This window comes from Microcoleus sp. AT9b-C3 (assembly GCF_036705485.1).
Lineage (GTDB): Bacteria > Cyanobacteriota > Cyanobacteriia > Cyanobacteriales > Microcoleaceae > Microcoleus.
In genome coordinates, this window is the sequence record NZ_JAUBUR010000011.1 from 184,614 (window position 1) to 206,461 (window position 21,848).

General features: G+C 45.9%; 21 protein-coding genes. 6 read left to right on the forward strand and 15 right to left on the reverse strand.

The genetic code is table 11. From position 1 onward, the window contains the following. Positions 1-29 precede the first annotated feature (29 nt). A complete protein-coding gene (locus QUB77_RS13140; protein WP_333172449.1) occupies positions 30-785 on the forward strand; it encodes a 4'-phosphopantetheinyl transferase superfamily protein in 756 nt (251 codons plus the stop codon). 178 nt (positions 786-963) lie between these two features. On the opposite strand, the gene QUB77_RS13145 is transcribed toward QUB77_RS13140, so the two are convergent. Both QUB77_RS13145 and QUB77_RS13150 read right to left on the reverse strand, forming a co-directional pair. Beyond that, entirely contained in the window at positions 964-1,704 is a 741-nt protein-coding gene (locus QUB77_RS13145) for a response regulator transcription factor (RefSeq protein ID WP_333172447.1), read from the reverse strand. 131 nt (positions 1,705-1,835) lie between these two features. Beyond that, complete coding sequence (locus QUB77_RS13150) at positions 1,836-1,994, reverse strand: hypothetical protein (protein WP_333172445.1); 159 nt, start codon at positions 1,992-1,994, stop codon at positions 1,836-1,838. Between the two features lie 265 nt (positions 1,995-2,259). Between QUB77_RS13150 and QUB77_RS13155 the strand changes: the two genes are divergently transcribed. Then, positions 2,260-3,006, forward strand: a complete 747-nt coding sequence (locus QUB77_RS13155) for a creatininase family protein (protein WP_333172443.1) — start codon at positions 2,260-2,262, stop codon at positions 3,004-3,006. 154 nt (positions 3,007-3,160) lie between these two features. On the opposite strand, the gene ndk is transcribed toward QUB77_RS13155, so the two are convergent. Next, a complete protein-coding gene (gene ndk, locus QUB77_RS13160) occupies positions 3,161-3,610 on the reverse strand; it encodes a nucleoside-diphosphate kinase (RefSeq protein WP_333035325.1) in 450 nt (149 codons plus the stop codon). A gap of 637 nt (positions 3,611-4,247) precedes the next feature. On the opposite strand from ndk, the gene QUB77_RS13165 reads away from it, so the two are divergent. Continuing rightward, entirely contained in the window at positions 4,248-5,006 is a 759-nt protein-coding gene (locus QUB77_RS13165) for a hypothetical protein (protein WP_333172441.1), read from the forward strand. Between the two features lies 1 nt (position 5,007). On the opposite strand, the gene proB is transcribed toward QUB77_RS13165, so the two are convergent. The 7 genes from proB to QUB77_RS13200 all read right to left on the reverse strand — a co-directional run bounded on the left by proB (position 5,008) and on the right by QUB77_RS13200 (position 12,967). Next, positions 5,008-6,117, reverse strand: a complete 1,110-nt coding sequence (gene proB / locus QUB77_RS13170) for a glutamate 5-kinase (RefSeq protein ID WP_333172439.1) — start codon at positions 6,115-6,117, stop codon at positions 5,008-5,010. 10 nt (positions 6,118-6,127) lie between these two features. Beyond that, positions 6,128-6,649, reverse strand: coding sequence for a YqeG family HAD IIIA-type phosphatase (locus QUB77_RS13175; RefSeq protein ID WP_333172437.1), 522 nt, complete (start codon positions 6,647-6,649; stop codon positions 6,128-6,130). Between the two features lie 150 nt (positions 6,650-6,799). Then, positions 6,800-7,924, reverse strand: coding sequence for an endolytic transglycosylase MltG (gene mltG, locus QUB77_RS13180; RefSeq protein WP_333172435.1), 1,125 nt, complete (start codon positions 7,922-7,924; stop codon positions 6,800-6,802). 247 nt (positions 7,925-8,171) lie between these two features. After that, on the reverse strand, positions 8,172-8,750 hold the full coding sequence (locus QUB77_RS13185; RefSeq protein WP_333172433.1) for a DUF3727 domain-containing protein: 579 nt from the start codon (positions 8,748-8,750) through the stop codon (positions 8,172-8,174). A 312-nt stretch (positions 8,751-9,062) separates the two neighbouring features. Further along, on the reverse strand, positions 9,063-9,521 hold the full coding sequence (ruvX, locus tag QUB77_RS13190) for a Holliday junction resolvase RuvX (protein ID WP_333172431.1): 459 nt from the start codon (positions 9,519-9,521) through the stop codon (positions 9,063-9,065). A 262-nt stretch (positions 9,522-9,783) separates the two neighbouring features. Next, positions 9,784-11,115, reverse strand: a complete 1,332-nt coding sequence (locus tag QUB77_RS13195; RefSeq protein WP_333172748.1) for a GNAT family N-acetyltransferase — start codon at positions 11,113-11,115, stop codon at positions 9,784-9,786. Between the two features lie 670 nt (positions 11,116-11,785). Further along, positions 11,786-12,967: a F420-0:Gamma-glutamyl ligase gene (locus QUB77_RS13200; protein ID WP_333172429.1), complete on the reverse strand. Its 1,182-nt coding sequence runs from the start codon at positions 12,965-12,967 to the stop codon at positions 11,786-11,788. A gap of 707 nt (positions 12,968-13,674) precedes the next feature. Between QUB77_RS13200 and QUB77_RS13205 the strand changes: the two genes are divergently transcribed. Further along, positions 13,675-15,000: a DUF6861 domain-containing protein gene (locus QUB77_RS13205; protein ID WP_333172427.1), complete on the forward strand. Its 1,326-nt coding sequence runs from the start codon at positions 13,675-13,677 to the stop codon at positions 14,998-15,000. 395 nt (positions 15,001-15,395) lie between these two features. On the opposite strand, the gene QUB77_RS13210 is transcribed toward QUB77_RS13205, so the two are convergent. Beyond that, positions 15,396-16,136: an SIMPL domain-containing protein gene (locus QUB77_RS13210; RefSeq protein ID WP_333172425.1), complete on the reverse strand. Its 741-nt coding sequence runs from the start codon at positions 16,134-16,136 to the stop codon at positions 15,396-15,398. Positions 16,137-16,422: 286 nt separating this feature from the next. Here QUB77_RS13210 and QUB77_RS13215 point away from each other — a divergent pair, with 286 nt between their 5' ends. Together QUB77_RS13215 and pcrA are read left to right on the forward strand one after the other, a co-directional pair. Next, positions 16,423-16,800, forward strand: coding sequence for a YkvA family protein (locus QUB77_RS13215; RefSeq protein WP_333172423.1), 378 nt, complete (start codon positions 16,423-16,425; stop codon positions 16,798-16,800). A 328-nt stretch (positions 16,801-17,128) separates the two neighbouring features. Further along, the gene (pcrA, locus tag QUB77_RS13220) at positions 17,129-19,495 is read left to right on the forward strand and encodes a DNA helicase PcrA (RefSeq protein WP_333172421.1); all 2,367 of its coding nucleotides are present in this window, start codon (positions 17,129-17,131) and stop codon (positions 19,493-19,495) included. Positions 19,496-19,646: 151 nt separating this feature from the next. On the opposite strand, the gene QUB77_RS13225 is transcribed toward pcrA, so the two are convergent. The 4 genes from QUB77_RS13225 to QUB77_RS31730 all read right to left on the reverse strand — a co-directional run bounded on the left by QUB77_RS13225 (position 19,647) and on the right by QUB77_RS31730 (position 21,781). Further along, complete coding sequence (locus tag QUB77_RS13225; protein ID WP_333172419.1) at positions 19,647-20,963, reverse strand: FGGY-family carbohydrate kinase; 1,317 nt, start codon at positions 20,961-20,963, stop codon at positions 19,647-19,649. 26 nt (positions 20,964-20,989) lie between these two features. Continuing rightward, positions 20,990-21,277 (reverse strand): transposase, encoded by a 288-nt coding sequence (locus QUB77_RS13230; RefSeq protein ID WP_333172417.1) that lies wholly within the window; start codon positions 21,275-21,277, stop codon positions 20,990-20,992. 153 nt (positions 21,278-21,430) lie between these two features. Next, entirely contained in the window at positions 21,431-21,586 is a 156-nt protein-coding gene (locus QUB77_RS13235) for a transposase (protein ID WP_333172745.1), read from the reverse strand. Between the two features lie 51 nt (positions 21,587-21,637). Continuing rightward, complete coding sequence (locus tag QUB77_RS31730) at positions 21,638-21,781, reverse strand: IS1/IS1595 family N-terminal zinc-binding domain-containing protein (protein ID WP_445251733.1); 144 nt, start codon at positions 21,779-21,781, stop codon at positions 21,638-21,640. Positions 21,782-21,848: the final 67 nt, after the last annotated feature.

Genomic DNA, 21,848 nt, shown 5'->3' on the forward strand with positions numbered 1-21,848 from the left:
TGAGGTGACTCAGAAAAGACAATAAATACATGATTGCTGCTTTTGATTCGTGGAATTCTCCACCGCAAGACTTGACATTGGATGTGGGCGAAATTCATGTTTGGCGCGTGTCTCTGGCTCAAACAGAATCTTGCTTGCAGAGTTTACAACAGATTCTCTCTACCGACGAGCGGATAAAAGCCGAGGGTTTTCATTTTCCCAAAGATCGATCGCAATTTATTGTGAGTCGTGGCGCTCTGAGAGAAATTCTCAGTCGCTATCTCAACGTAACTTCTCACATTTTGCGCTTTGACTACAATCCCTACGGCAAACCCTCCCTCATCGCCGCCCAAGGAGGAAATACCCTCCGTTTCAATTTGTCTCACTCTGGCGGAATGGCTCTAATTGCTATTACCAAAAATCGAGAGATTGGTGTCGATATTGAAGGCATCAATCCCAACTTTCCTTGTCTGGAGATTGCTGACAAGTTTTTTTCACCCTTAGAAAACTCTGTGCTGCGTTCGCTCCCAGAACATCTCCAACCCAGAGCTTTTTTCACCGGCTGGACTCGCAAGGAAGCCTATATCAAAGCAGTCGGTAAAGGACTTTCTATTCCCCTGAATCAGTTTGAGGTCAGCCTCGCACCAGGAGAACCAGCAGCGCTGTTAAATGTTGAAGAAAACCCCGACGAAGCATCGAGATGGTCTTTAATTGAATTAATTCCCAGTTCAGATATGGTGGCGGCTGTTGCGGTTGCAGGAGATTGCTGGAAACTTCATTGTTGGGAGTGGACAGGGGAGTTTTGAGTTATACCGATCCCGATCGAGTAAAAGATAACGGCAACAGTCGCTACAATAGCTCTACAGGTTGCACCTCCAAGCTATTGTATTGCACACCCTCCAGAGACAAATAAGGACACAACATTTTTGTGTCCTTATTTGTCTATTCGACTGCAATTTACCACCCTACAACTGATTTAATAATTTAACCAAATCGATAGCCAAACCCACGTACCGTAATGATATATTCCGGTTGACCCGGATCTATTTCCAACTTTTCGCGTAGCCAGCGGATGTGAACATCAACTGTTTTGCTGTCTCCGATAAAATCTTGGCCCCAAATTTTTTCCAGCAACTGATCGCGAGACCAAACTCGCCGGGGATAACTCATAAATAGTTCTAGTAAGCGAAACTGTTTAGGAGAAAATTTCACTTCCAGACCACGAACCAACACTCGGCACTCTTCAGGATACAGAGTTATACTCTTATATTGCAGCGTCCTCGGTTCCGGTAAGCGACCGAGGCGCTGGCGCCGCATCAGCGCCCGACAGCGAGCGATAAACTCCCGCATTCCAAAAGGCTTGGTCAGATAATCATCCGATCCGGCTTCGAGGTAAAAAGCGCAATTATTGGCACTTCCTCTAGCACCTATAATCAAAATAGGGACGGGATTTCCTTGATGCCGTAACATTCGACACAGATCCAAACCGTTAATTGAATCCATAATTAACAGGTTGAAGGCAAATTCACCGTGGTATGACGAAGCAGCCTGTACAGAAGGTAGAGCGTTACGCCCGTCGCTAGTAACAACCACCTCATAGCCCTGTTCTTTAAGGGCTAAAGCTAGCATTTCCCGCAACAGATCTTCACCTTCCAATAACAAGATACGACCGGCTTGTCCAACAGCCAACCTTGCAGGACTTTCGCTTAATTCAGCAGAAGACATAAATATCAGTGGGAGTGATGTTTGTATGTGGCTAGCGCGAGGTACCTTCTTCAGTAGCTGAGGTACTCTCGCGCTGCGATCGCTTGTACGATCGCCATTTGTTCGTTAGCGAAGCCCTCGAAGAGGATCGCTTAGAATCTTTCGCCAGCCCATCCCACAGACACGCGCTCGACCTTTGCTACTTGCTCGTGTAAGGAATACAGCCGTAGAGCAGTTGTCGGAACCGCGCTGTCTGCCTGCGTCCAGGCCACAGAAGTCTGGTCATTTTTCGGGGTCGGTGTTAATTTCATAAAACATTGCCCGCTGTTAATTGACCACGTAACACCCAATCTAGAGGGATATGCTTGTTATACTACTCTTAAAAGGTTATTAAAAGGTAAAGTTTTGGCCATCAAGTGGTTAAATTATTAACGTTAAGTAATATAACGGTAAAGGTGCGATCGCACTGTAGGGCTTTTTTTAAGAATACAATAATAAGTTTGCCCAAAGTCCTTTTTTTTTCCCGTGCCCGCTACGATCGACGATAGCAAGTAAAAATTCTGTAGACTGCCTATCATGTTGCTGCATTTGAGTACCTGGCCCGAGGTAGAAACTTATCTCGAAAGCTCCCGAGGCATAATTATCCCGATCGGCTCCACCGAACAGCACGGGCCCACCGGCTTGATCGGGACTGACGCCATTGCTGCCGAGGCGATCGCCCGCGGTGTCGGCGAAGCTGCCAATGCCTTAATCGGCCCCACAATTAATGTCGGGATGGCCTTGCACCACACCAGCTTTCCCGGCACAATCAGCTTCCGACCCCAGACGCTAATACTGGTAATCAGGGATTATATCACATCTTTGGCAAAAACGGGATTTAAGAAATATTTCTTCATTAACGGTCATGGTGGCAACATTGCGACAATGAAAGCAGCATTTTCCGAGACATACGCGCATTTGTCAGACTTGCATTTACCAAATGCCGATAAAATCCAGTGTCAAATCGGCAACTGGTTCATGTGCGGTTCAGTTTACCAACTAGCAAAAGAATTATACGGAAACCAAGAAGGTTCCCACGCCACCCCCAGCGAAATTGCCTTAACCCAGTACCTTTATCCAGAAGCCATCAAGCAAGCTCCGCTTTCGGAAGAAGTCGGTTCCGGGCACAAAATTTACGGTGCAGCAGACTTCCGCCGCCGATTTCCCGACGGGAGAATGGGTTCAAATCCGGGCTTAGCAACCCCCGAACACGGTCAACAGTTTTACGAATTAGCAGTCAAAGAATTGACTAATAATTATTTGGAGTTTTTAAGTTCAGATTAACGTTTTTTTATTCTCGTTACCAGCAAGCTCCTGGTAACGAGTAAAAATCTCAAACTATTCTATATTTTACCGTTATGAGTGAGTCAGCGAGATGATATTTTATCTGTCTAAAAAAGGCTATATCTCCCGATTAACCACCGGGAGAATATCAAAACTATTCCACAATCCAAGGAGTTAAACAAGGTGTCCAAGCACTCAATTCTTCTTCCTTGAACCAAAGGCTAATTTCCGCACGGGCAGTCTCGACAGCATCAGAACCGTGAATGAGGTTACGGCCGACATTGACGGCAAAATCGCCCCGAATTGTCGCAGGTTCTGCATTCAGAGGATTTGTGGCGCCAATGATTTTTCTCGCCGACGCCACAACGCCGTCGCCTTCCCAAACCATCGCCACTACAGGGCCTGAAGTGATAAAGTTTACCAATCCAGCAAAGAAGGGTTTTTCTTTGTGAACATCATAATGTTGTTCCGCTAGTTCGCGACTCGCTGTCATCAGCTTCATGCCAACTAACTTAAAGCCCTTGGCTTCAAAACGACCGATAATTTCGCCGACGAGTCCGCGCTGTACGCCGTCGGGCTTAATTGCTAAAAAAGTCCGTTCCAAGATTAACTCCTATAATTGTGTTAACTGATCCAAAAGATAGAGTAACTCAGAACGCACCTAAAGGCAATTCTGAGAATTGGAAATTGTCATTGGGAGACTTATGGCCGGCGGAAGAAGGAATAAGGAATAAGAAGAGGGAAGAGAAAAGAGGGAAGAAGCAATAAAAGCAAGGGTTAAAGAAACCGGGTTTCTCAGAAAAATTTTTCTTGAGTAGCGATGAATCTCCGAAAAAACCTGGTTTCGAGACTTCTATGCGTCTAGGACTGATTTGCAGGGATCACCGCTATTTTGTAAAAAGCATCTTTTAGGAGTGCCAACAGGATGGTCACTTGCCTAAATAAGCTAATCAGCCTTTAACTTGCCTGGAAAAAATAATCTAACTCTTGTGGGGTCGCTTTGAGCAAGGCCTGAAATATGCAATCTAAATGTAGAACATTTTATCTATAGCGAACCAGATGCTCGAACTTCTGGCACAATATGATACAAGTCACAATTTCCTGTGACTGCCAACACTCTTACCTATGATCTAAAATACAAATATGTATGATAATAAACACAATTATTTATGCTCGACAATATAGATAATTAACGGAGGTATGAAGATTATCTTGACAGCAACCATTTAGGCGAAAAAAGTATGAGAGCCATTGTAGCATTCATTGAACCCAAAAAGCAAGAGTTTGCAAAATTGCCCTTGTTTGAGTTTCTAGCCAACAAAGATATTCACGCGAATCAACGACTAATTTTTGCACCTGTACTTGCTCCTTTAGCTGTGGGATTGAGCGATTTAAATAAATATGTACTGCGAGAATCTTCTAGTAATAACAAAGTTCAGGAACTCATTAATAAATATACTTATAAAAAAAACTATTATTGGCACGACTATCTAGAATACTTAGAAGAACTGGGCTTAAACCAATTAATGAGTTACGGCGATTTCAGACTGCTTTGGGGTGAAGAAACTAAAAAAACTCGATCGCTTTGTTCAGCGCTCGAACGCTACGCTTGGAAAGCTTCTCCTATTCAGAAACTGGTGTTAGTGGAAGTCCTCGAAGGAACTGCCCAAGTTTTTTTTGAGGCGGCGCTAGCAGTGGTAATGGAATTACAGCAAATTAACCAAAAAGAATCTGTTGATTTTGGAGTATCTTATGGGGGTTTAGAAAATTATCACCTTTTAAACACGCCAGAGATGTTGCAACTTTTAGCAGAGATCAAACTTACTAATTCGGAATACCAAGCAGCTTTAGAATTAGCACAAAATGTATTTCAACTGTTTACAGAAGCGATGAACGAGCTGTTCCGACACAGCCAAACAAATTCTTGCAAGACTGTGCTGCAAATATCCTCAATTTCTACCTTCGCTCATTGCCCGATCGACTGCCTAGATATGGGGTAGTTTAAACAATCACTAAATTATCTCGGTGTACCGCCGTTTCTACGCCTGCATAGCCTAAAATCTCAGCAATTTTCTCTGACTTGCAGCCCTGGATTTGTCTCAATTCTAAACTGCTATAATTCACAAGTCCTCTAGCAATTTGCTTGCCGGCTGCGTCGCACAACTGCACGGAATCATCAGCTTGAAATTCTCCTTCTACTTGAGCAATACCCGCAGCTAAAAGCGATTTTCCACCGTGGGAAATTGCTTTGACAGCACCCGCATCTAAATATAGTTTTCCTGCCGGAATTAACACGTTAGCTATCCAGTGTTTGCGAGCGTTTACAGGGCGCGGTTGAGGCTCGAATTGAGTGCCGATCAACTCTCCGTTGAGTATTTTCTCGATATTACCAGGAAAGCAGCCGTCAGTGATGACTGTACGCACTCCCGATGCAGTTGCTATTCTCGCGGCTTCAATTTTTGTCACCATACCGCCGGTTCCCCAACCGCTGCGGGAATCTCCTGTTTGCACCTGAAATTCTGTGAGCTGTGCCATACTTTGGACTAGGGCGATCGGCTGCGCGTCTGGATTGCTGCGCGGATCGGCGGAATACAGCCGATCGACATCTGTGAGCACAAACAACCAATCTGCTTCTACCAAACTCGCCACCAGCGCCGAAAGCGTATCGTTATCGCCAAATTTGAGTTCGTCTACCGCTACAGTATCATTTTCATTGACGATCGGAATCACGCCCAACCGGAGCAGTTGCCCAAAAGTATTGCAAGCGTTAACATAACCGTTACGCTGCACTAAATCGCCCCTGGTGAGCAATACTTGAGCGATCGGCTGTTGTAGAGTAGTAAACAAATCATCGTACACCCGCATCAGCCGCCCTTGGCCCACGGCCGCCACAGCCTGTTTCATAGCAATATTTCGCGGGCGTTCCGTCAAACCCAAGCGCGCGCAGCCCACCCCAACCGCACCCGAAGAAACCAACACTACTCGATGACCTTGCTGCCGCAAATCAGCTAAAATTTCGACCAATGCAGCAATAGTTGAAAGAGCTAAGTTTCCTGTAGTCGATCGAGTCAGAGTCGAAGTTCCAATTTTAACAACAATAGTTTTAGTCATTTAAATCTTTCTAATTTCTGCTATCAAGAGAAGCCCCCAAAGCTTGAGAAACCCAAACTTCAAAAGAGCGCACCGGATACTTGCGAAGGGCATACCCAGCATCAACCATTGGTTCCACTAAAATAGTAAACATACCCAAACGATTGCCTGCCAAAACATCAGTAAAAAGTCGATCGCCCACCATCGCCACCTGTTCCACCGGCAAATTCATTGCATTAATAGCTTTTCGCAACTTACGGCGCGACGGCTTAGCCGCACCCGTGATGTAAGGTAGATTCAAAGACTCAGCAATCCGACCGATCCGAGTCTGACTTAAATTATTGCTCGCCAACCATAGCGATACCACGGGTTTAATTTCTTGCACCCACAAGCTGAGTTCAGGAGAAGCATTCATTGCGGTAATGGGAACAAGAGTTTCGTCCACATCCAACACTAATCCTTTAATCTCATATTTCTGCAGAATATCAGCCGTTAACTTCATGACTGAATCGCCTAGAACTAAGTCAGGCTGTAATAGTTTACCCCAAGTCATAATGATTTTAGATTTTAGATTTTAGATTTTAGATTGACACATAAGAAATTGGGAGTTAAAGATTGAAAAAGTAAAAAATCAAAAGTGAATAATTATGGCTTTTACTTTCTGACTTTTGACTTTTTACTTTTTTTATTAGTCATTGCCTATCTATTGAGTCGATCGCAACTGCTGGTCAACTTTAGCAATCGCAGCATCGTGTTCCGCCTGCGTGCGGCTGAAAATGTGAGTGCCGTCATACCGCGCCATAAAATACAGGTATTCTGTATTTTCTGGAGTCAGAGTCGCCTCCAAACTTGCTATTCCCGGAGATGCGATCGGAGTTGGGGGTAGTCCTGGATTTATATAAGTATTGTAAGGAGAAGGCGTTTCTACTTGCTTAAAAGTCAGAGGCTTTTCCTTAGTTTGCCTGATGCCGAGGGCGTATTCAACTGTCGGGTCTGATCCCAACGTCATACCCTTATTCAGACGGTTGTTGAATACTCCAGAAATGCGGTTCCGCTCGGAAGCAACCACAGCCTCTTTTTCTATAATACTAGCCAGCGTCACCCACTCTTTCAAATCCAGCTTAGTATTCTTCTGATTCTTTTGATAGATCGGCAAAGCCAACTGCTCGAAACGATCGAGCATTTGCTTAATGACAGCTTCCGGGCTAATTGCATCGCCGTCTAGCTGATAAGTATCCGGGTACAAAAACCCTTCCAAATGAGGCAGGCCACTCGGTAGCCAAGGGTACTGAGCGTAGGGAACTTGACTCGCCACCGCCATAAACTCCTTAGCCGGGAAAAAACCTTGCGCTTCAAAATAAGCGCTCATTTGTTGCAGCGACCACCCTTCTGGAATCGTGAAACTCTGCTGTACAACTTCGCCCTTCCAAATTTTGTCAGCAACTGCACTCAGAGGCTGAGTCGGCGACACTTGGTAAGTTCCTGCTTGAAAACCTCCCTCACGGTTTTGCAGAGTCAGCCAGCGGGCCCACATATTCCATGCCGAGCTCGATCGAATCAACCCCGCAGCCTCTAAATCCCGCCCGATTTTTTGACTGGGAGTACCCTCCGGGATTTGGATCAAAACAGCAGCATCCTCTGGCCCAGAAGTTGACGTTTCAGCTATTTTAGGCGGGGCGGAAGCCCAGCTCCACCAAGCCCAGCCCTGCCAAGCGCAAACCCCCCAGATTGCCGGCAGCAACGCCAGATAAAACAACCATTTAGAGACTTGCGGAGTAGCTTTTCGGCTCTCGCGCGCGCTGCCTTTTGTCATTTGTTCTTTATTCATAGTCCGTTGTCCTGGATAAGCGGCGGGTAACTAGCGACTAATGACTGATGACCTGCGATTGATGACCGAAAAGTTACGGATACAAGCCCTGTAAAAGACCCAATCCACGCGGCCCAATTCAAAAGCCCGATCGCGAAGGCAGAAGGAGCAATCTCGAAAAAGTTCGATCGGGCGAGCAGTTTACTTTTTTATAAAATAGTAAAAAATTCTGCTTTTTGCCATCAGACCTTGTGCCTGCAATTAATATCTAATCAAGCTCGTCAAAGAACTGGTCTTCCAGCATAGGTAACATCGGTTCCAGCCTTTGGAACTCTTCTTCCGAGAGCAATTCTGGCTTGCCGTCGTCATCCATGCGAGCCAAGATAAAGAACGGGTCTAAAGGCGTATAAATGGCATATTCCTGTTCTTCGTGGTAGAAACTGGTCAGCCACATCAGTTCCTCGAACTCGGACTCCTCATCTGGATCGACATCGGAGGCCATCTCCTCTTCGGGAAATTCCGGCAATTCGCCAACCACAGTCAGCGTCACCGCCGTGCGTCGGAGCGTCAAGTTCTGCTCTTGCAGCACAACTTTAGCTGTCTCAAAAATTTTGTCAATTTCGCTCTCGTCTTCTACAGGAATTGCTGCTTCGTCGTTATCGTCTCCCTGCCAGGTAAAAATTTCTACTGGTGAGTCAATTGGCAGCAGCAAAGCGTATTCTTGACCTTCTAGGTTCATAGAATATTCTATGTTGCAAGTTAGCGATCGCCCAACTTCATCCGTCAGGGTGACGGACTCTTCGTTGGAATTGCCATTCTCTTTTTTGCGGTATGGGGATGAGGACATCGCGTGTATCTTATTTTCCGTCAATAATTCAGTAACGTTGGCTTGACAAGTGGGAATTTTCGTGGCGATATTCTGGCTAAGTGGGCGATCGCCAGTCCACAAGCTTAAACCGCGAGACTCGCGGCCTTTTCCACAGGCGAGGAGTGCAGCGTTTAAATCTCAGTCGAGTTAGCAAGCGACACTGAGGACAAATCACGATTTTGTGCTTCTTCAGTACCAAGGGTACAGCAGAATTTTCTCCAGTTTGTCAAGGGTTACAGGTGTGCGTAGCAAACTTGCACAACCAGGATATCACGCCTTTGTTACCAGCTATCAAGGATTGGGAAGGGCACCGATATTTTGCCTCCGCTCGTCTAGCCACTGCTGCAAAATCAGGGCCGCTGCTTTGCGATCGATCGCACCCTTATTTTGCGACACCGAAATCCCTTGTGTTTTCATCAATTCCTCTGCCTCAACCGAAGTCAGGCGCTCGTCCACGTATTCTAGGGGCAGCTCTAAGGCGGAGGCGATGCGATTCGCATATTTCTGCACTTGTCGGGCTTGAGCGCCTAATTCTCCGCTCAGGGAGTAGGGCAAGCCTGCAACCAAAATTTGCACTCTCCGCTCTCGCACGAGCTCTCGGAGATAAGCTACGTCTCGATCGAAGGACGATCGTACCAGTGTTGTAATGCCCGTAGCTATTAAACCGGTGCCGTCACACCCGGCGATGCCGACTCGTTTGACGCCGATATCTAATCCCAGAGCTGAAATCCATAATTTATTGTTGGACATTATCAATCAAGCAATTTTAGATTTTAGATTTTAGATTTTAGATTTACTGTTTTTTTAGGAAATAATCTTATTTAACGAACCGCGAAGACGCGAAGGACGCGAAGGAATAAGAGAAGAAATTAAGAAGAAGATAGGTAATCTTAAGTTGATATTAATTAAAAGCAGAAGGGATATTTTCGGATTATGACCGAAAAAATGATTTTTTTGGATGATTAATTCTCTTTTTTTCGGTCTTCTACCTTTTACCTTCTGCTTTGACTTATTAAGAATTGAGTTCTCCGGGCCAGCCGCCGTCTAGAGGCAACTCTGGCAGATTTAAAGGCAAAATGCTGCTGCCATCAGTTGCTGCTGATTCGGAATTCGGGAAGTTCAAGGGGTTAACTTGATTCGTTTGACTGTTTCCTGAGTCAGCCAACAGAGGTTTTATCTCCGAGGATGCGGGCCCTGCTGCTGCTTCCCCAGCCATCGGGCCGAGCCAGGACATCCGGCCCGGTACGGGTTTGCGAGTTGGCTGGAAGCTTTGCAGCATTTCTGATAGCTGGAGTCCTTCGAGAGAGACCAACTTGGACTCGCGCAATTTGTGCCACACCGATCGAGACATCAGCAAACTGTGTTCCACGCGCACTGCTCCAAATTGCTCTAAATAAGCTTCCCGTTCCGGCTGATAGTCAGCGGAAGCCAGTTGCAGGCTTTGAACCGGGAAATCTTGAACGAGGCGCGCCATCTGGGACAGCAGTTCTGGGTAAAGCCAAGTGTAGGCAGGGTGTACAGTCAACTGGGCGACGTGCGGTTGCTGGCCGTTGCGGGATAGCTGCACCTGAAAATAGCCGATCGCGGCTTTGCGCTGCGGTTCAAACACGTAGCCACTGACTACCTCGGTTTTGCCCAGCCACTGTCTGACACCTTCGACTAAAGCGCCGAAAAAACTGGTTTTGAAATCTTGAATGTGCCGATCGAATACTTGGCGCACCAGCGGCGGCATAGACGCGGTATCCAGTTGGTAGAGCAACTGAGCGTCTGCGTTGCTGACGGGCAGCAGGTTGGGCAAATCTGGCGTCGAGGAAGCCATTTCTTGCAGGCGTTCTGGGGCGATCGTCCAGTATGTCATCTGGGCCAAAGGCTGAAACCCGTTCTGCCGATACAAAGCCAAGGAAGTTGTGTCGCCTACATTCACTTCCAAAAGCCACGTCCGCGCCTCCCAGACTGCCTCAAAGCAGTACCGCAGCAGCATGGAACCAATTCCTTTGCTGCGGGCTTCCGGGTCTACTCCTATGCGATCGATCCGCCAAGTGCTGCGGGTGCGGTTGAAAGGAGAAATCTGAATTATGCCCTTAACTTTCCCCTCTTCTTCGGCAACGTGGGCGCGGAACAGGGACTGACAAGGGTTGGGAAACAAGCTAAAAATCTTTAGTAGTCCGTACCAGCGGCGAATCTGCTGCAACTTTCTACCTAGTACCACGTCGCAGCTTGCGCCCTTGCGGTTTTCTGGCTCTTCGGCTGTTTCCGCGCACAGTTGTTCCATCACCTCGATATCGCGATACTGAAACGGGCGAATCACAACCTGGTTTGGGTTTTGGGAGGGAAATGAAGTCATAGCATAAAAGTGGAGAATGGAAATGTGAAATACCCAAACTAAACGGAGTACCGTTATAGTTCGGGCTTCGTGTCTCATCTGCCATTGCTCTGTTGGGAATACCCGTTACCGAGTATTCGTCACTGAAGACGATCCGAGTCTTACACAGCATCTCTGGCTTTGCAGCCTTTATCCCTTCGTAGGGAACCCACGCAGAAGCCCTGTTTCCCAAGGCAAAATTTTTCTTCGTGCAACAAACATGGCTTATTTTTTACAGCAGGGCGTTACCTTACCAACCAGCGGTCTGTTCTTTCCCCCTTTCTCTCGCAGTTATCCTTGGTCAAGCATATTACTGCTACTGTGACCTATTGTTTGCAGTCGAGTGGGTGGGTCGCAACCACTTATATCTTACACGTTTCTGTTAGAAAATCCGAGAATTGTCGATCTTTTTCACAGACCTTGATCGGCTTATATCCCCGCGCTAAACCGAGTACCGTTATAGCGTGGGACTTACGCCGATTGAGTTAAAAATAAAAATTCAGAAAGGGGAAGAGTTAGAGAAGTTTTGAGTTGTGAATGGGTAAATTTTGAGTTCAAAACTTATAACTTTTGATTCTTCTCCCTTTCTTGCGCGATCGAAAATTAAAAATTGCAAATCATCTTTTTGAATTTTTAATTTTCTGTTTTGAACTCAAGATTTTTGTGGCAGAGGTCGAATTAGAACGACCGGTGTTCGCTCGTCAGCATTCCCGGCGGGGTTGCTTCGCAAGGCTTGCTCTAAGAATGTTACCGATAAATCGGAGGTCGCTGCTAATATCTTAACTGCTTTCAAGTCATTAGCGTCTACGATCGCCGCCGCAAGTCCGGTTTCTCGTTGAATTTCTTCTACAACTTGCTGGGGATTGTCTGGGCCTAGGACAATAAATTGGTCGAAGGGAGGCAAAGTCCCGGTAACGTCGTCGATTAGCCTGGCTTGTTCCCCTGCTAGTTGGTAAAAGACTCCCGGTTTGCCAAATATTTTAGCCACAGCGCCGATCGCAAATGCTGCTACTACGCGCCAAGGGCCTACTACATCAACCAACGTCTGCATCCCGCAAGCCGTGGCCAAACTCGACGTGGGCAAGAAAAACAAGCACACTCGCTTTGCGGCCCATCCGGGTTTGACTTCGCTGGGATGGCGGTAGCGTCCCTGCATCAAGGCTAGGGGAGTTTCTGCGAGGGCGACAATATCGCCTTGGAGGGCGCGCGGCAATACGTAACGCTTGACAATTTCGACGGGATTGTCGAGTTCGGCGAGTATGTGGGTGCGAATTGGGAAGACTTCTGCAACGCCGACATTTCTGGCGACGGGTGCGGTGTCCGAGTTGGGAAATTGCAGCGGGACTACTACGTTGCGGACTTTGGGGATGCGCCCGCCCGGGCCGTAGGTGATGTAATGTATTTGCACCCAAGCTGATTGCAATTTGTTTAAGTCTTGCCCTTGAATGTCTACGGAGACTTTAATTTTTGTGGTTTTTTGGGCTTTAACAATATAGCCGAACCAGTAATCGTCCGATCGGGCTGTTGCGTCTTTGTGGCAAGGAATGACTTTTGTCTGGGAAGTAACGCCGTCTAAACTTCCGTCTGAGAGCAGTTTCACCTGTGCCTGCACGGACGGCAACATCACCTCGAACCGCTGTGTCAGGTTGCGGAATTCCATTTCGCCAACCAAAAGATAGCGGTTGGGTTCCTTTATGGCTAAGTGCCATTCTCCGGCTGTAAGTTCTAGTTTATTTGGACTTCCAGTCCGGCGATAGTTCAACTCTAGGCCTAACCCGCCCAATGCTAGCAGCGAACCTGCTGCTGCGACTCCTGTTGCTAAAGTCTCGATCACTCTAATTACCGCCAATAATAATTTCTGTTTACTTTAGTCGATCTCTGTCACTTCGATCGACGATCCGGTAGTAATTGAAGTTTTGGGGGTTGTTGGGGGATCTCGAACTTATGCCCAATTACACGTAAGTGCGATCGCCTCTGGTGGCTAAAGCGGTCAAGTTGCTGTTCAAAGAGGTCTCCTCGTGAGTTTGATCACTCCAAAATCTGGCGTTGCTTAATCAGGGTAGGAAAAAAGTCATTTGAAAATCCCGAATCTTTGTGGATACTGGTTTCTCTGACTTGCATATTTAGCCTTTCCTACCATAAATCAGCAACGTCTACACAAAAACTCACTTAATTTAATAATTAAATAGTAAAAATTTTATATATATTAAAAAAAAAACGTTAATTTATAAGCTGGCACTCCACAGTTTTTGAGAATATTTATTAATCATTTAATCTGTAAACAATTCTGTATAAATGAGTTATTTTTGGAGCGCTAAGCTAAGACTGTTCCCGATGTCCGATCCTCTTCGAGGGCTTCGCTAACGCGCGCCTCCAGCTTTTTCCAGGTCGAATTAACAGCGAGCCGCTAGGGCCGTAGTGGTCAGTACCTGTGAGCATCTACTTCTTAAGTAACAGTCAAAATCTAGTTCTTAGGCAGTAGATTTTCTGAGCAGTAAATAGTTAGCCTAGTAAATGTAGCAGTAATACCCAAGGATATCTATGACTGATAATAATAACCAGCCTTTTAACCAACCTGAAGCAAATCGTGACTTCCAGGAAAAGAATGTTGACAATAGCGAAAACCAGCAGCTTCAGGCTCAGACTAACGAAAATGCAGAATCACAGGAAGATCAATCATCAGGCTCAGGCCTTGGTGCAAGGATAGCTGGAGCAGCAGTCGGTGGTATACTGGGCGCTCGCTCTGGAGGAATTATTGGTGCTGTAGCAGGCTCAGTTGCTGGCGCTATGATTGGTAAAGGTACTGCTGATACTGTTAACCGCGCTGTAGATAATTTAGGGGATGCAGCACACGCTGTAGCAGACGGTATTACACACACTGTAGAAGAGCTAGGGACAGTAGTAAAGGAAACTGCTGAGGAAGTTAAACCATCTATCAAAGCTACAGCAGAAGCAGTCAAGGAGACGGTTGAGGAAACTAAGCCTTCGATTAAAAGTATAGCCGAATCTGTCGATCAGACAGTGAAGGAAGTCAAGCCTTCTGTAGTAGATGCAGTCAAGAGCGCATCCGAGGAAGTCACACCTACGATTAGAGAAGTCAAAGATTCAGTCAAGCAGACAGTCGAAGGTGTCAAGCCTTCTATACAAAGTGCAGCGGACTCTATTAAGAGTACTGCCGATGAAGTTAAGCCTTCTGCCAAAGCTGTAGCTCAAGAAATTGAGGGGGCAACTAAGGAGTTTAGATCGACTGTAAAAGATACAGCGAAAGCAGTGGAGCCATCTATAAAAAGTGCAGCCGAATCGCTTAAGTCATCTGGCAAGAGTGCAGCCGAATCAATCAAGTCATCTGCTCAAAGCGCAGCCGAATCTGCTAAAGGTGCAGCGCAGGATGTGAAGTCATCTGCCCAAAATGCAGCCGAATCTGCTAAAGGTGCAGCCCATGATATTAAGCAGGATGTGAAGTCATCTGCCCAAAATGCAGCCGAATCTGCTAAAGGTGCAGCGCATGATATTAAGCAGGATGTGAAGTCATCTGCCCAAAATGCAACCCCATCTCCTCAAGGTGCAGGGCATGATTTTAAATCATCTGCACAAAATGCAGCCGAATCTGTTAAACCAGCAGTGCCTGATTTTAGGTCATCTGCCCAAAATGCAACCCCATCTCCTCAAGGTGCAGGGCATGATTTTAAGTCATCTGCCCAAAATGCAGCCGAATCTGCTAAACGTGCAGCGCAGGATTTTAAATCATCTGCCCAATATCTAGCCGAATCCGCCGAGGACAATATGGATACGGATATTCACATCTCCGGCACTCCTAAACTCAAGGATCAAGTGGTCATTCATGACAAGAGAATCGTTAAGGACTAGGTAAAGTAAGGGCTTAACTCCAGCTTGTTAAAGCTAGCCCTAAGAGAGTTTAACAGAGAGTGGATCTTAGAAAAAAGTCCACTCTTTTGTGTTTAGGAGGAATGCGATAGCCTAGGGTTAACGGAGAGTCTATTTATTGAGGAACTCTCCCCCTGAAGAAGGAGAGATTCCGTTCATAGTTGATAATAAGGTTGTAGCCATTTGGCGTAACTGCTCACCGCAACAAAGTTGCGGTGAGCAGTTACAATTTAACTCAGAGTGCGCCACTTAATATTTCCTTACTAAGCCCGAAGGTTCGAGATTGTTTTGCAATATGCAAGATCATTTCAGGGCTATTGAAAGCCCACAGTGTACCTGTACTCAGGTCAGTGCTGGGTAATTTACGCCCTAACTATTTAATATCCAAATTGCAAAGTCACAGAAGCTTCTACCTGCTGTTCCCCTCCCACCACAGGCGTTGTAGCGTCAGCAGCAGCCATGCGAGCACCAGCCACTTGCCGATACATTGGAGGCGGTGCGATCGCACCGTTGACTTGAATGCCCAGAATCTCTCCCCGCTTGAGGTTGAGGGCGCTCAAGACTGCATCCGCTTGCGCTTGAGCATCTTGAGTTGCTTTGCGAAGTGCTTGTTTTCGAGCAGATTCGATCGCACTATCGGCAGCGACAAAACTCACGCCGTCGATACGTGTGGCTCCCGCATTCACCGCATCGTCCAGCAAAGTGCCGGCAGATGCAGTATTAATCCGAAAACTGACGGTATTTGTCGCCGTATAGCCCGTCAAGCGCTGTTGGTTGTTGTCGAAGTTATAAATCGGATTGAGGGTGATGCCCGCAGTTTCGAGTTTTTCGACTTGGCGCGATCGCAGCAACTCTACCACAGCGGACGATCGCCTCGCCGCTTCCTGCTGCACCTCGGCGGCCGTTTTCCCCTGCACCTCAACCCCCAGCCGCACTTGCGTTTGAGTTGTAGGAATCGCTTCCACACCCCGCCCAGTAACACTCAGCGTTCTAATCCGCTGTTCTTGAGCGACAGCCGGATCTAATCTCACAAAACTCACGAGAGTTAAGGTTAAACACAACGCTGTTACCAGACTGCGGAAATTAATGCGATCGCGCGATCGTAAAGTTGAATTCATAAATTTGACTCTCCTCACATACAACAGATGCTATACTTTACCTTCTCACTGAAACTGCTAAATATCCGGGTTGTTACATTTTTAGCAACTAAAAAAATCGTCCGTACTTCTGAAGAAATTATGAGTTATTATGATGTCCGCAGGACGCTCCACTAAAAAATTGGTGTTCTGGGCCAAATAAGAGGCTTGGCAACGATAAATATAGAAACCCTCCCCGTTTATGACACTCCGACGCCACTCCTCTTTCATTTTAAATAAATTTTAAAAATGATAAAATTGTTAAAAGATGCAATCCTTAAAACAAGTTGCCCGCCGACTCAAAAAAGAGACTTACGCTGTTTATTTAGTTAGTACAGACCTGAGAGTACCTTGGTACGCCAGAATTTTAGCAGGCCTTACGGTTGCCTATGCTTTTAGCCCGATCGACTTAATTCCTGACTTCATACCGGTTCTCGGCTACTTGGACGATTTGATAATTGTACCTTTGGGAATTTGGCTGGTACTGAAGATGATTCCGCCACAGGTTTTAGCCGAGTGTCGGGAAAAAGCAGCCGCAGAAATAGAGCGGGGAAAACCGATAAATCGGGCTGCCGCTGTTGTGATTATTGCCATTTGGATTGGCTTGGGAATATTAGCAGCAATGTGGCTAAAACAACTATTTTAACGTTAAAAAAACTCACCATTCTCTACTTTAGGGTGCGCACTGCGCACATTTTTATAGTCATACTTTAGGGTGCGGGCGGAACACATTTTTATAGTCATACTGTAGGGTGTTCCGTGTTCACAAAAATCACCGTTCTAGTCATAGTGTAGGGTGCGCATTGCGCACCTTACGTTAAACAACTCGCTCGATCCAAAAATATTTAAAGTTTAAAAAATCACCGTTCTAGTTATAATATAGGGTGCGCACTGCGCACCTTACGTTAAATAAACTCGCGGTATTGCATACCAGTATTATTTACCCATTAAAAAATTAAACTAACTTTCTAGCTATGACTCAAACCACTGATTTCCTCAGCCACCTCAACCCATCTCAGCGCCAAGCAGTCGCCCATTATAACGGGCCGCTGTTAGTAGTAGCGGGCGCTGGTTCCGGCAAAACCAGAGCTCTAACTTACCGAGTTGCTAACTTAGTTCGCACCCATCGAGTCGATCCTGAAAATATTCTGGCGGTGACATTTACAAATAAAGCCGCCAGGGAGATGAAAGAAAGAATTGAGAAATTGCTGGCAACTCAGCAAGCTGAAGCGGAATATGGCAAACCTTTGGTAGACTTAGGCCCCGATGTGCAAACGAAATTGCGATCGCAAATTTACCAAAGAATTACCAAGCACATTTGGATGGGAACTTTTCACTCTTTGTGCGGCCGCATTCTCCGCTACGATATTGAAAAATACCAAGACGAAAAAGGCCGCAAGTGGCAGAAAAACTTTTCGATTTTTGATGAATCAGATGCTCAAAGTATCGTCAAACAAATTGTTACAAAAACCCTCAACCTAGACGACAAGAAATTTGACCCGCGAAAAGTCCGCTATGTCATCAGCAACGCTAAAAATAAAGGCTTGTCGCCTCAAGAATACCAAGCAGCAGAACCGGATTACAGAGGTCGCGTGATTGCCGATGTTTACAGTCGTTACCAAGACGCTTTAGCAGCCAACAATGCCCTGGATTTTGACGATTTAATCCTCGTTCCCGTTAAACTTTTGAGCCAAAACGAGCAAGTATTAAATTACTGGCATAAAAAGTTTTGCCATATTTTAGTTGACGAATACCAAGATACCAACCGCACTCAATACGATTTGATTCGGATGCTGGTAACAAATAACGCCGACCCGAAAAAGTTCGATAAATGGCAAAACCGCTCGATTTTTGTCGTGGGGGATGTCGATCAATCAATTTACAGTTTTCGGATGGCTGATTATACCATCTTGCTGGAATTTCAAGAGGATTTCGGAGATGGTTTGTCCGACGAAAAAACTCGGACAATGGTAAAACTAGAGGAAAATTATCGATCGCGCGAAAACATCCTGCAAGTGGCGAACCACTTGATCGAACACAATACCGAACGGATCGAGAAAATTCTGCGCCCGACTCGCGAACCAGGAGCTCCGATTGTTGTCTGGCGCGCGGACAACGAATTAGATGAAGCGGAATTTGTAGCGGGTCAAATTCATTCCTTGAAGCGCCAAAATTCCGAATACGAAAACGGCAGTAACTTTGCGATTCTCTACCGCACAAACGCTCAATCTCGATCCTTTGAAGAAGCGTTAATGCGTTTAGACATTGCTTACAATATTGTCGGCGGGCTGAAGTTTTACGATCGCAAAGAAATCAAAGATATCCTAGCATACCTGCGGGCGCTTGCCAATCCCGACGATAGCGTCAGCCTCAAACGCATCATCAATACTCCCCGTCGCGGCATTGGGGATACCACATTTTCCAAAATCGAAGACGCTGCAACTCAATTGGGCATTCCGTTGTGGGAAATCCTTAGCGATGAATCTTCTGTCAATACTCTTGCAGGGCGATCGGCAAAAGCTATTATTAAGTTTGCCGAAATGATTGGTCGTTGGCAATCGCAAGTTGAAACCCTGCCCGCTTCGCAAATTGTCCAAGGAATTATCGAAGATTCAGGCTACATTCAAGATTTGAAAAATCAAGGAACCGAGGAAGCCGAAAATCGGATAGAAAACGTCAGAGAATTGTACAATGCAGTGCTGCAATTTGAAGAACAAAACGAAGAACCGACGCTGACATCATTTTTAGCAAAAGCCTCTTTAGCATCCGATTTAGATGACTTGCAGGAAGAAGATTCCCGCGTGTCGCTGATGACGCTGCACTCCGCAAAAGGGCTAGAATTTCCCGTAGTATTTCTAGTCGGAATGGAACAGGGTTTATTTCCCAATTTCCGCAGCTTGGACGACCCGAAAGCGATCGAAGAAGAACGCCGTTTGTGCTACGTCGGCATCACTCGCGCCCAGGAATTGCTATTTCTCACCCACACTCGCGAACGCCGCCTCTGGGGAGGCTTCCGGGAACACTGCACCCCTTCGCTATTCTTAGGGGAATTGCCGACACATTTGCTGGCTGGAAGTGCGAAGAAAACTCAAGCGGGGAAAACGGCTGCATCTAAGGGAAAAACTAAAAATTCAGCCGCTAATTCCGGCAGTTCTCAAGCAGGAAACAATGGACAATCGGCGGATTGGCAAACGGGCGATCGGGTTTTTCATCATGCTTTTGGAGTGGGAGAAATTACCCACGTCTTGGGAGAAGGCGATAAAACTAATCTGGCAATTAAGTTTTCAGGTTTGGGCAGAAAAATCATCGATCCGAGAACAGCTAAGTTGCAGCGAGTGTAAGTAAAAATATCAGAGTTTGCAGCGGTTGAAACCGCCTCAATAAACAACATTACCTCCCTTCGCCAACTATATAGCAAAGCATCTGCGTTAATCAGCGTTAATCTGCATAAATCTGCGGTTTCCCAATCCATCCAAGATTTATGCAACAACTCTAATCAGTCACACCTCGCATTGCTAATAAAGCCGTCCCGTAAGCAGCCGCAGTATGACTCGGCGTTTCAACAGGCACTTTTAAATAACGCTTTCTAATCGCACTCCAAACCGCATTTTTGGCCCCGCCGCCAGCCGTATAAACTTTTGTCAAAGGAGTTGCACCCAATTCTTGCAATAATTGATATCCCCGCGCTTCAATCCGCGCGATGCTTTCTAGCAAACCGTGCAGAAATTCCACTGAATCAGTGGGACGCGGTTCGAGTCTGGGCGGCAAACTCGGGTCATTAATCGGAAAGCGATCGCCCTTTTTCAACAATGGGTAATAATCCAGCAAACTCTCTTGTGCTGGATCAATTTGTGTACTATAATTATGCAACTCAACATCAGTAAAAAAATACCGCAGCACCGCACCTCCGGTATTAGAAGCACCTCCAACTAACCACAAATCGCCTAATTTATGACTGTAAATCCCGTATCTAGAATCATCTACGCGGGTATGACTTAACAGTTTAACTGCTAGTGTAGAACCGAGAGAAGTTACTGCTTCCCCTGGTAAATTAACACCGCTTGCTAAAAATGCTGCAATGCTATCGGTTGTACCAGCACAAACCATACAATCGCGGGGAAAACCGAAGCGATCGCCCACTTGAGCTCTCACTTCCCCCATAGGCGTACCCGGTGCGACAACTTCCGGCAATTCAGGTGTTGCAGCGCCCGCAATTCCCTCTATCAGCCAATTGGGATAGCACAAAGTATCAACATCGAAACCGAGTTTCAAAGCATTGTGATAGTCGCTAATTCCCAATTTTCCGTGCAGCAGAAATGCCAGCCAGTCAGCTTGATGCAGGAAATAAAGCTTCTCAACAACAGGCAAGATGCCTGTTCCACAAAGACTGAATTGTGTTGTGGGGTGGGCTTCTAGCCCGCCCTCTTGCCACCACAGGAGTTTGGCCAGACTGGATGTAGCGCTTAATACTGTGTGGTTGGCAGGGGCGATCGCCCGCAACTTTTCTGTCACCGCTGCACCGCGCCCATCATTGTATAAAATCGGCTCACATACGGGTATACCGTCGGTATTGCACAGCATGACAGTCGAGGATGTGCCGTCAAGGGCGATCGCCCTTACTTGATTGCGGATTGTTGGGGGGATTTGGGCGATCGTATCCCACAGCGCATTTTGCCACACTGAGGGCAATTCCGCCTGTCGATCGTTGGCAAAAGTATGTTCTGTCTCGCAATGTATTGTACCCTGGAAGTCTATGACAGTCGATCGCGCGCCTGTCGTGCCGAAATCTATTCCCAAATAAAGATTCATGGTTCTACCGAACCTAGTATGTAAAATTAACTAGCAAAATGCCAATGTAAGAAGCTTTTCAGAATAAAGTTGTCAAAATTTCTAAACCCATAGGCTTTTCTTTTGATTAGCTTTAATTTGTTATTAATTCCTTCCACAACCCCTTGAGTAGTCCTCCGATCAAAATACGCAATAATTTGTCCAATCCCCCTAATAATTGTCCCACAGTTTTTGGGGAAAACGGAAATTGCATTTTTTAACCAATCACTTAAACTAAATAATCCTTCTACCCCATCTTTTATGGATTCAAGAATTTGTCTAAACTCTTCTTTCAATTTGCATTTTGTGTAAGGTAGGAGCAACTTTTTGGACAGATTGTAACTGAGCTTTTTCGATTTCGGTGAGCTCGTCTTCATTTTTTAGTAAGACACATTTACTTTTTTTATTCCCGATAGTATTCGATCTTTTTCCGAGTTATTTTTTAAGGCTTAGGCTGCTTTCTTAATCTTTCTTCTAGCTCCCTCTAATTCTTCATTTACTTGCTTCATAACATGAAATCTATCGGCCACAACTTCTGCTTGTGGCATTAAAGATTCTGAGACATTTTTATAAGGAGTCCACATATCTATACTAACTTCTTCTATTTGCTCGCTTCACTTGTTCTCCCCAGGCTTCTAGGTATTTTTTGAGTTCCACTAATCAACCATGATTGTTGCTAATGAAATCGGTTGATGTCTGGGAGTCATGACAAATTGTCTTCCACAATCTCGACATTTAAAATTTTGCTTGCCGGAGCTAGTGCGACCATTTTTCAATCTGGTATTCAGAGTTATAGTCATTTCAAATAAATGTGAGACAAATGCAAGATGATGTAAAATGAAGAAAAATGGTTAACTCGGAGCTGAA

Excerpts from the sequence above, each read along its gene's own strand:
- QUB77_RS13140 (WP_333172449.1), top strand. The coding sequence starts at position 30 with ATGATTGCTGCTTTTGATTCGTGGAATTCTCCACCGCAAGACTTGACA.
- QUB77_RS13145 (WP_333172447.1), bottom strand. The coding sequence starts at position 1,704 with ATGTCTTCTGCTGAATTAAGCGAAAGTCCTGCAAGGTTGGCTGTTGGA.
- QUB77_RS13150 (WP_333172445.1), bottom strand. The coding sequence starts at position 1,994 with ATGAAATTAACACCGACCCCGAAAAATGACCAGACTTCTGTGGCCTGG.
- QUB77_RS13155 (WP_333172443.1), top strand. The coding sequence starts at position 2,260 with ATGTTGCTGCATTTGAGTACCTGGCCCGAGGTAGAAACTTATCTCGAA.
- QUB77_RS13165 (WP_333172441.1), top strand. The coding sequence starts at position 4,248 with ATGAGAGCCATTGTAGCATTCATTGAACCCAAAAAGCAAGAGTTTGCA.
- proB (WP_333172439.1), bottom strand. The coding sequence starts at position 6,117 with ATGACTAAAACTATTGTTGTTAAAATTGGAACTTCGACTCTGACTCGA.
- QUB77_RS13175 (WP_333172437.1), bottom strand. The coding sequence starts at position 6,649 with ATGACTTGGGGTAAACTATTACAGCCTGACTTAGTTCTAGGCGATTCA.
- mltG (WP_333172435.1), bottom strand. The coding sequence starts at position 7,924 with ATGAATAAAGAACAAATGACAAAAGGCAGCGCGCGCGAGAGCCGAAAA.
- QUB77_RS13185 (WP_333172433.1), bottom strand. The coding sequence starts at position 8,750 with ATGTCCTCATCCCCATACCGCAAAAAAGAGAATGGCAATTCCAACGAA.
- ruvX (WP_333172431.1), bottom strand. The coding sequence starts at position 9,521 with ATGTCCAACAATAAATTATGGATTTCAGCTCTGGGATTAGATATCGGC.
- QUB77_RS13195 (WP_333172748.1), bottom strand. The coding sequence starts at position 11,115 with ATGACTTCATTTCCCTCCCAAAACCCAAACCAGGTTGTGATTCGCCCG.
- QUB77_RS13205 (WP_333172427.1), top strand. The coding sequence starts at position 13,675 with ATGACTGATAATAATAACCAGCCTTTTAACCAACCTGAAGCAAATCGT.
- QUB77_RS13210 (WP_333172425.1), bottom strand. The coding sequence starts at position 16,136 with ATGAATTCAACTTTACGATCGCGCGATCGCATTAATTTCCGCAGTCTG.
- QUB77_RS13215 (WP_333172423.1), top strand. The coding sequence starts at position 16,423 with ATGCAATCCTTAAAACAAGTTGCCCGCCGACTCAAAAAAGAGACTTAC.
- pcrA (WP_333172421.1), top strand. The coding sequence starts at position 17,129 with ATGACTCAAACCACTGATTTCCTCAGCCACCTCAACCCATCTCAGCGC.
- QUB77_RS13225 (WP_333172419.1), bottom strand. The coding sequence starts at position 20,963 with ATGAATCTTTATTTGGGAATAGATTTCGGCACGACAGGCGCGCGATCG.
- QUB77_RS31730 (WP_445251733.1), bottom strand. The coding sequence starts at position 21,781 with ATGACTATAACTCTGAATACCAGATTGAAAAATGGTCGCACTAGCTCC.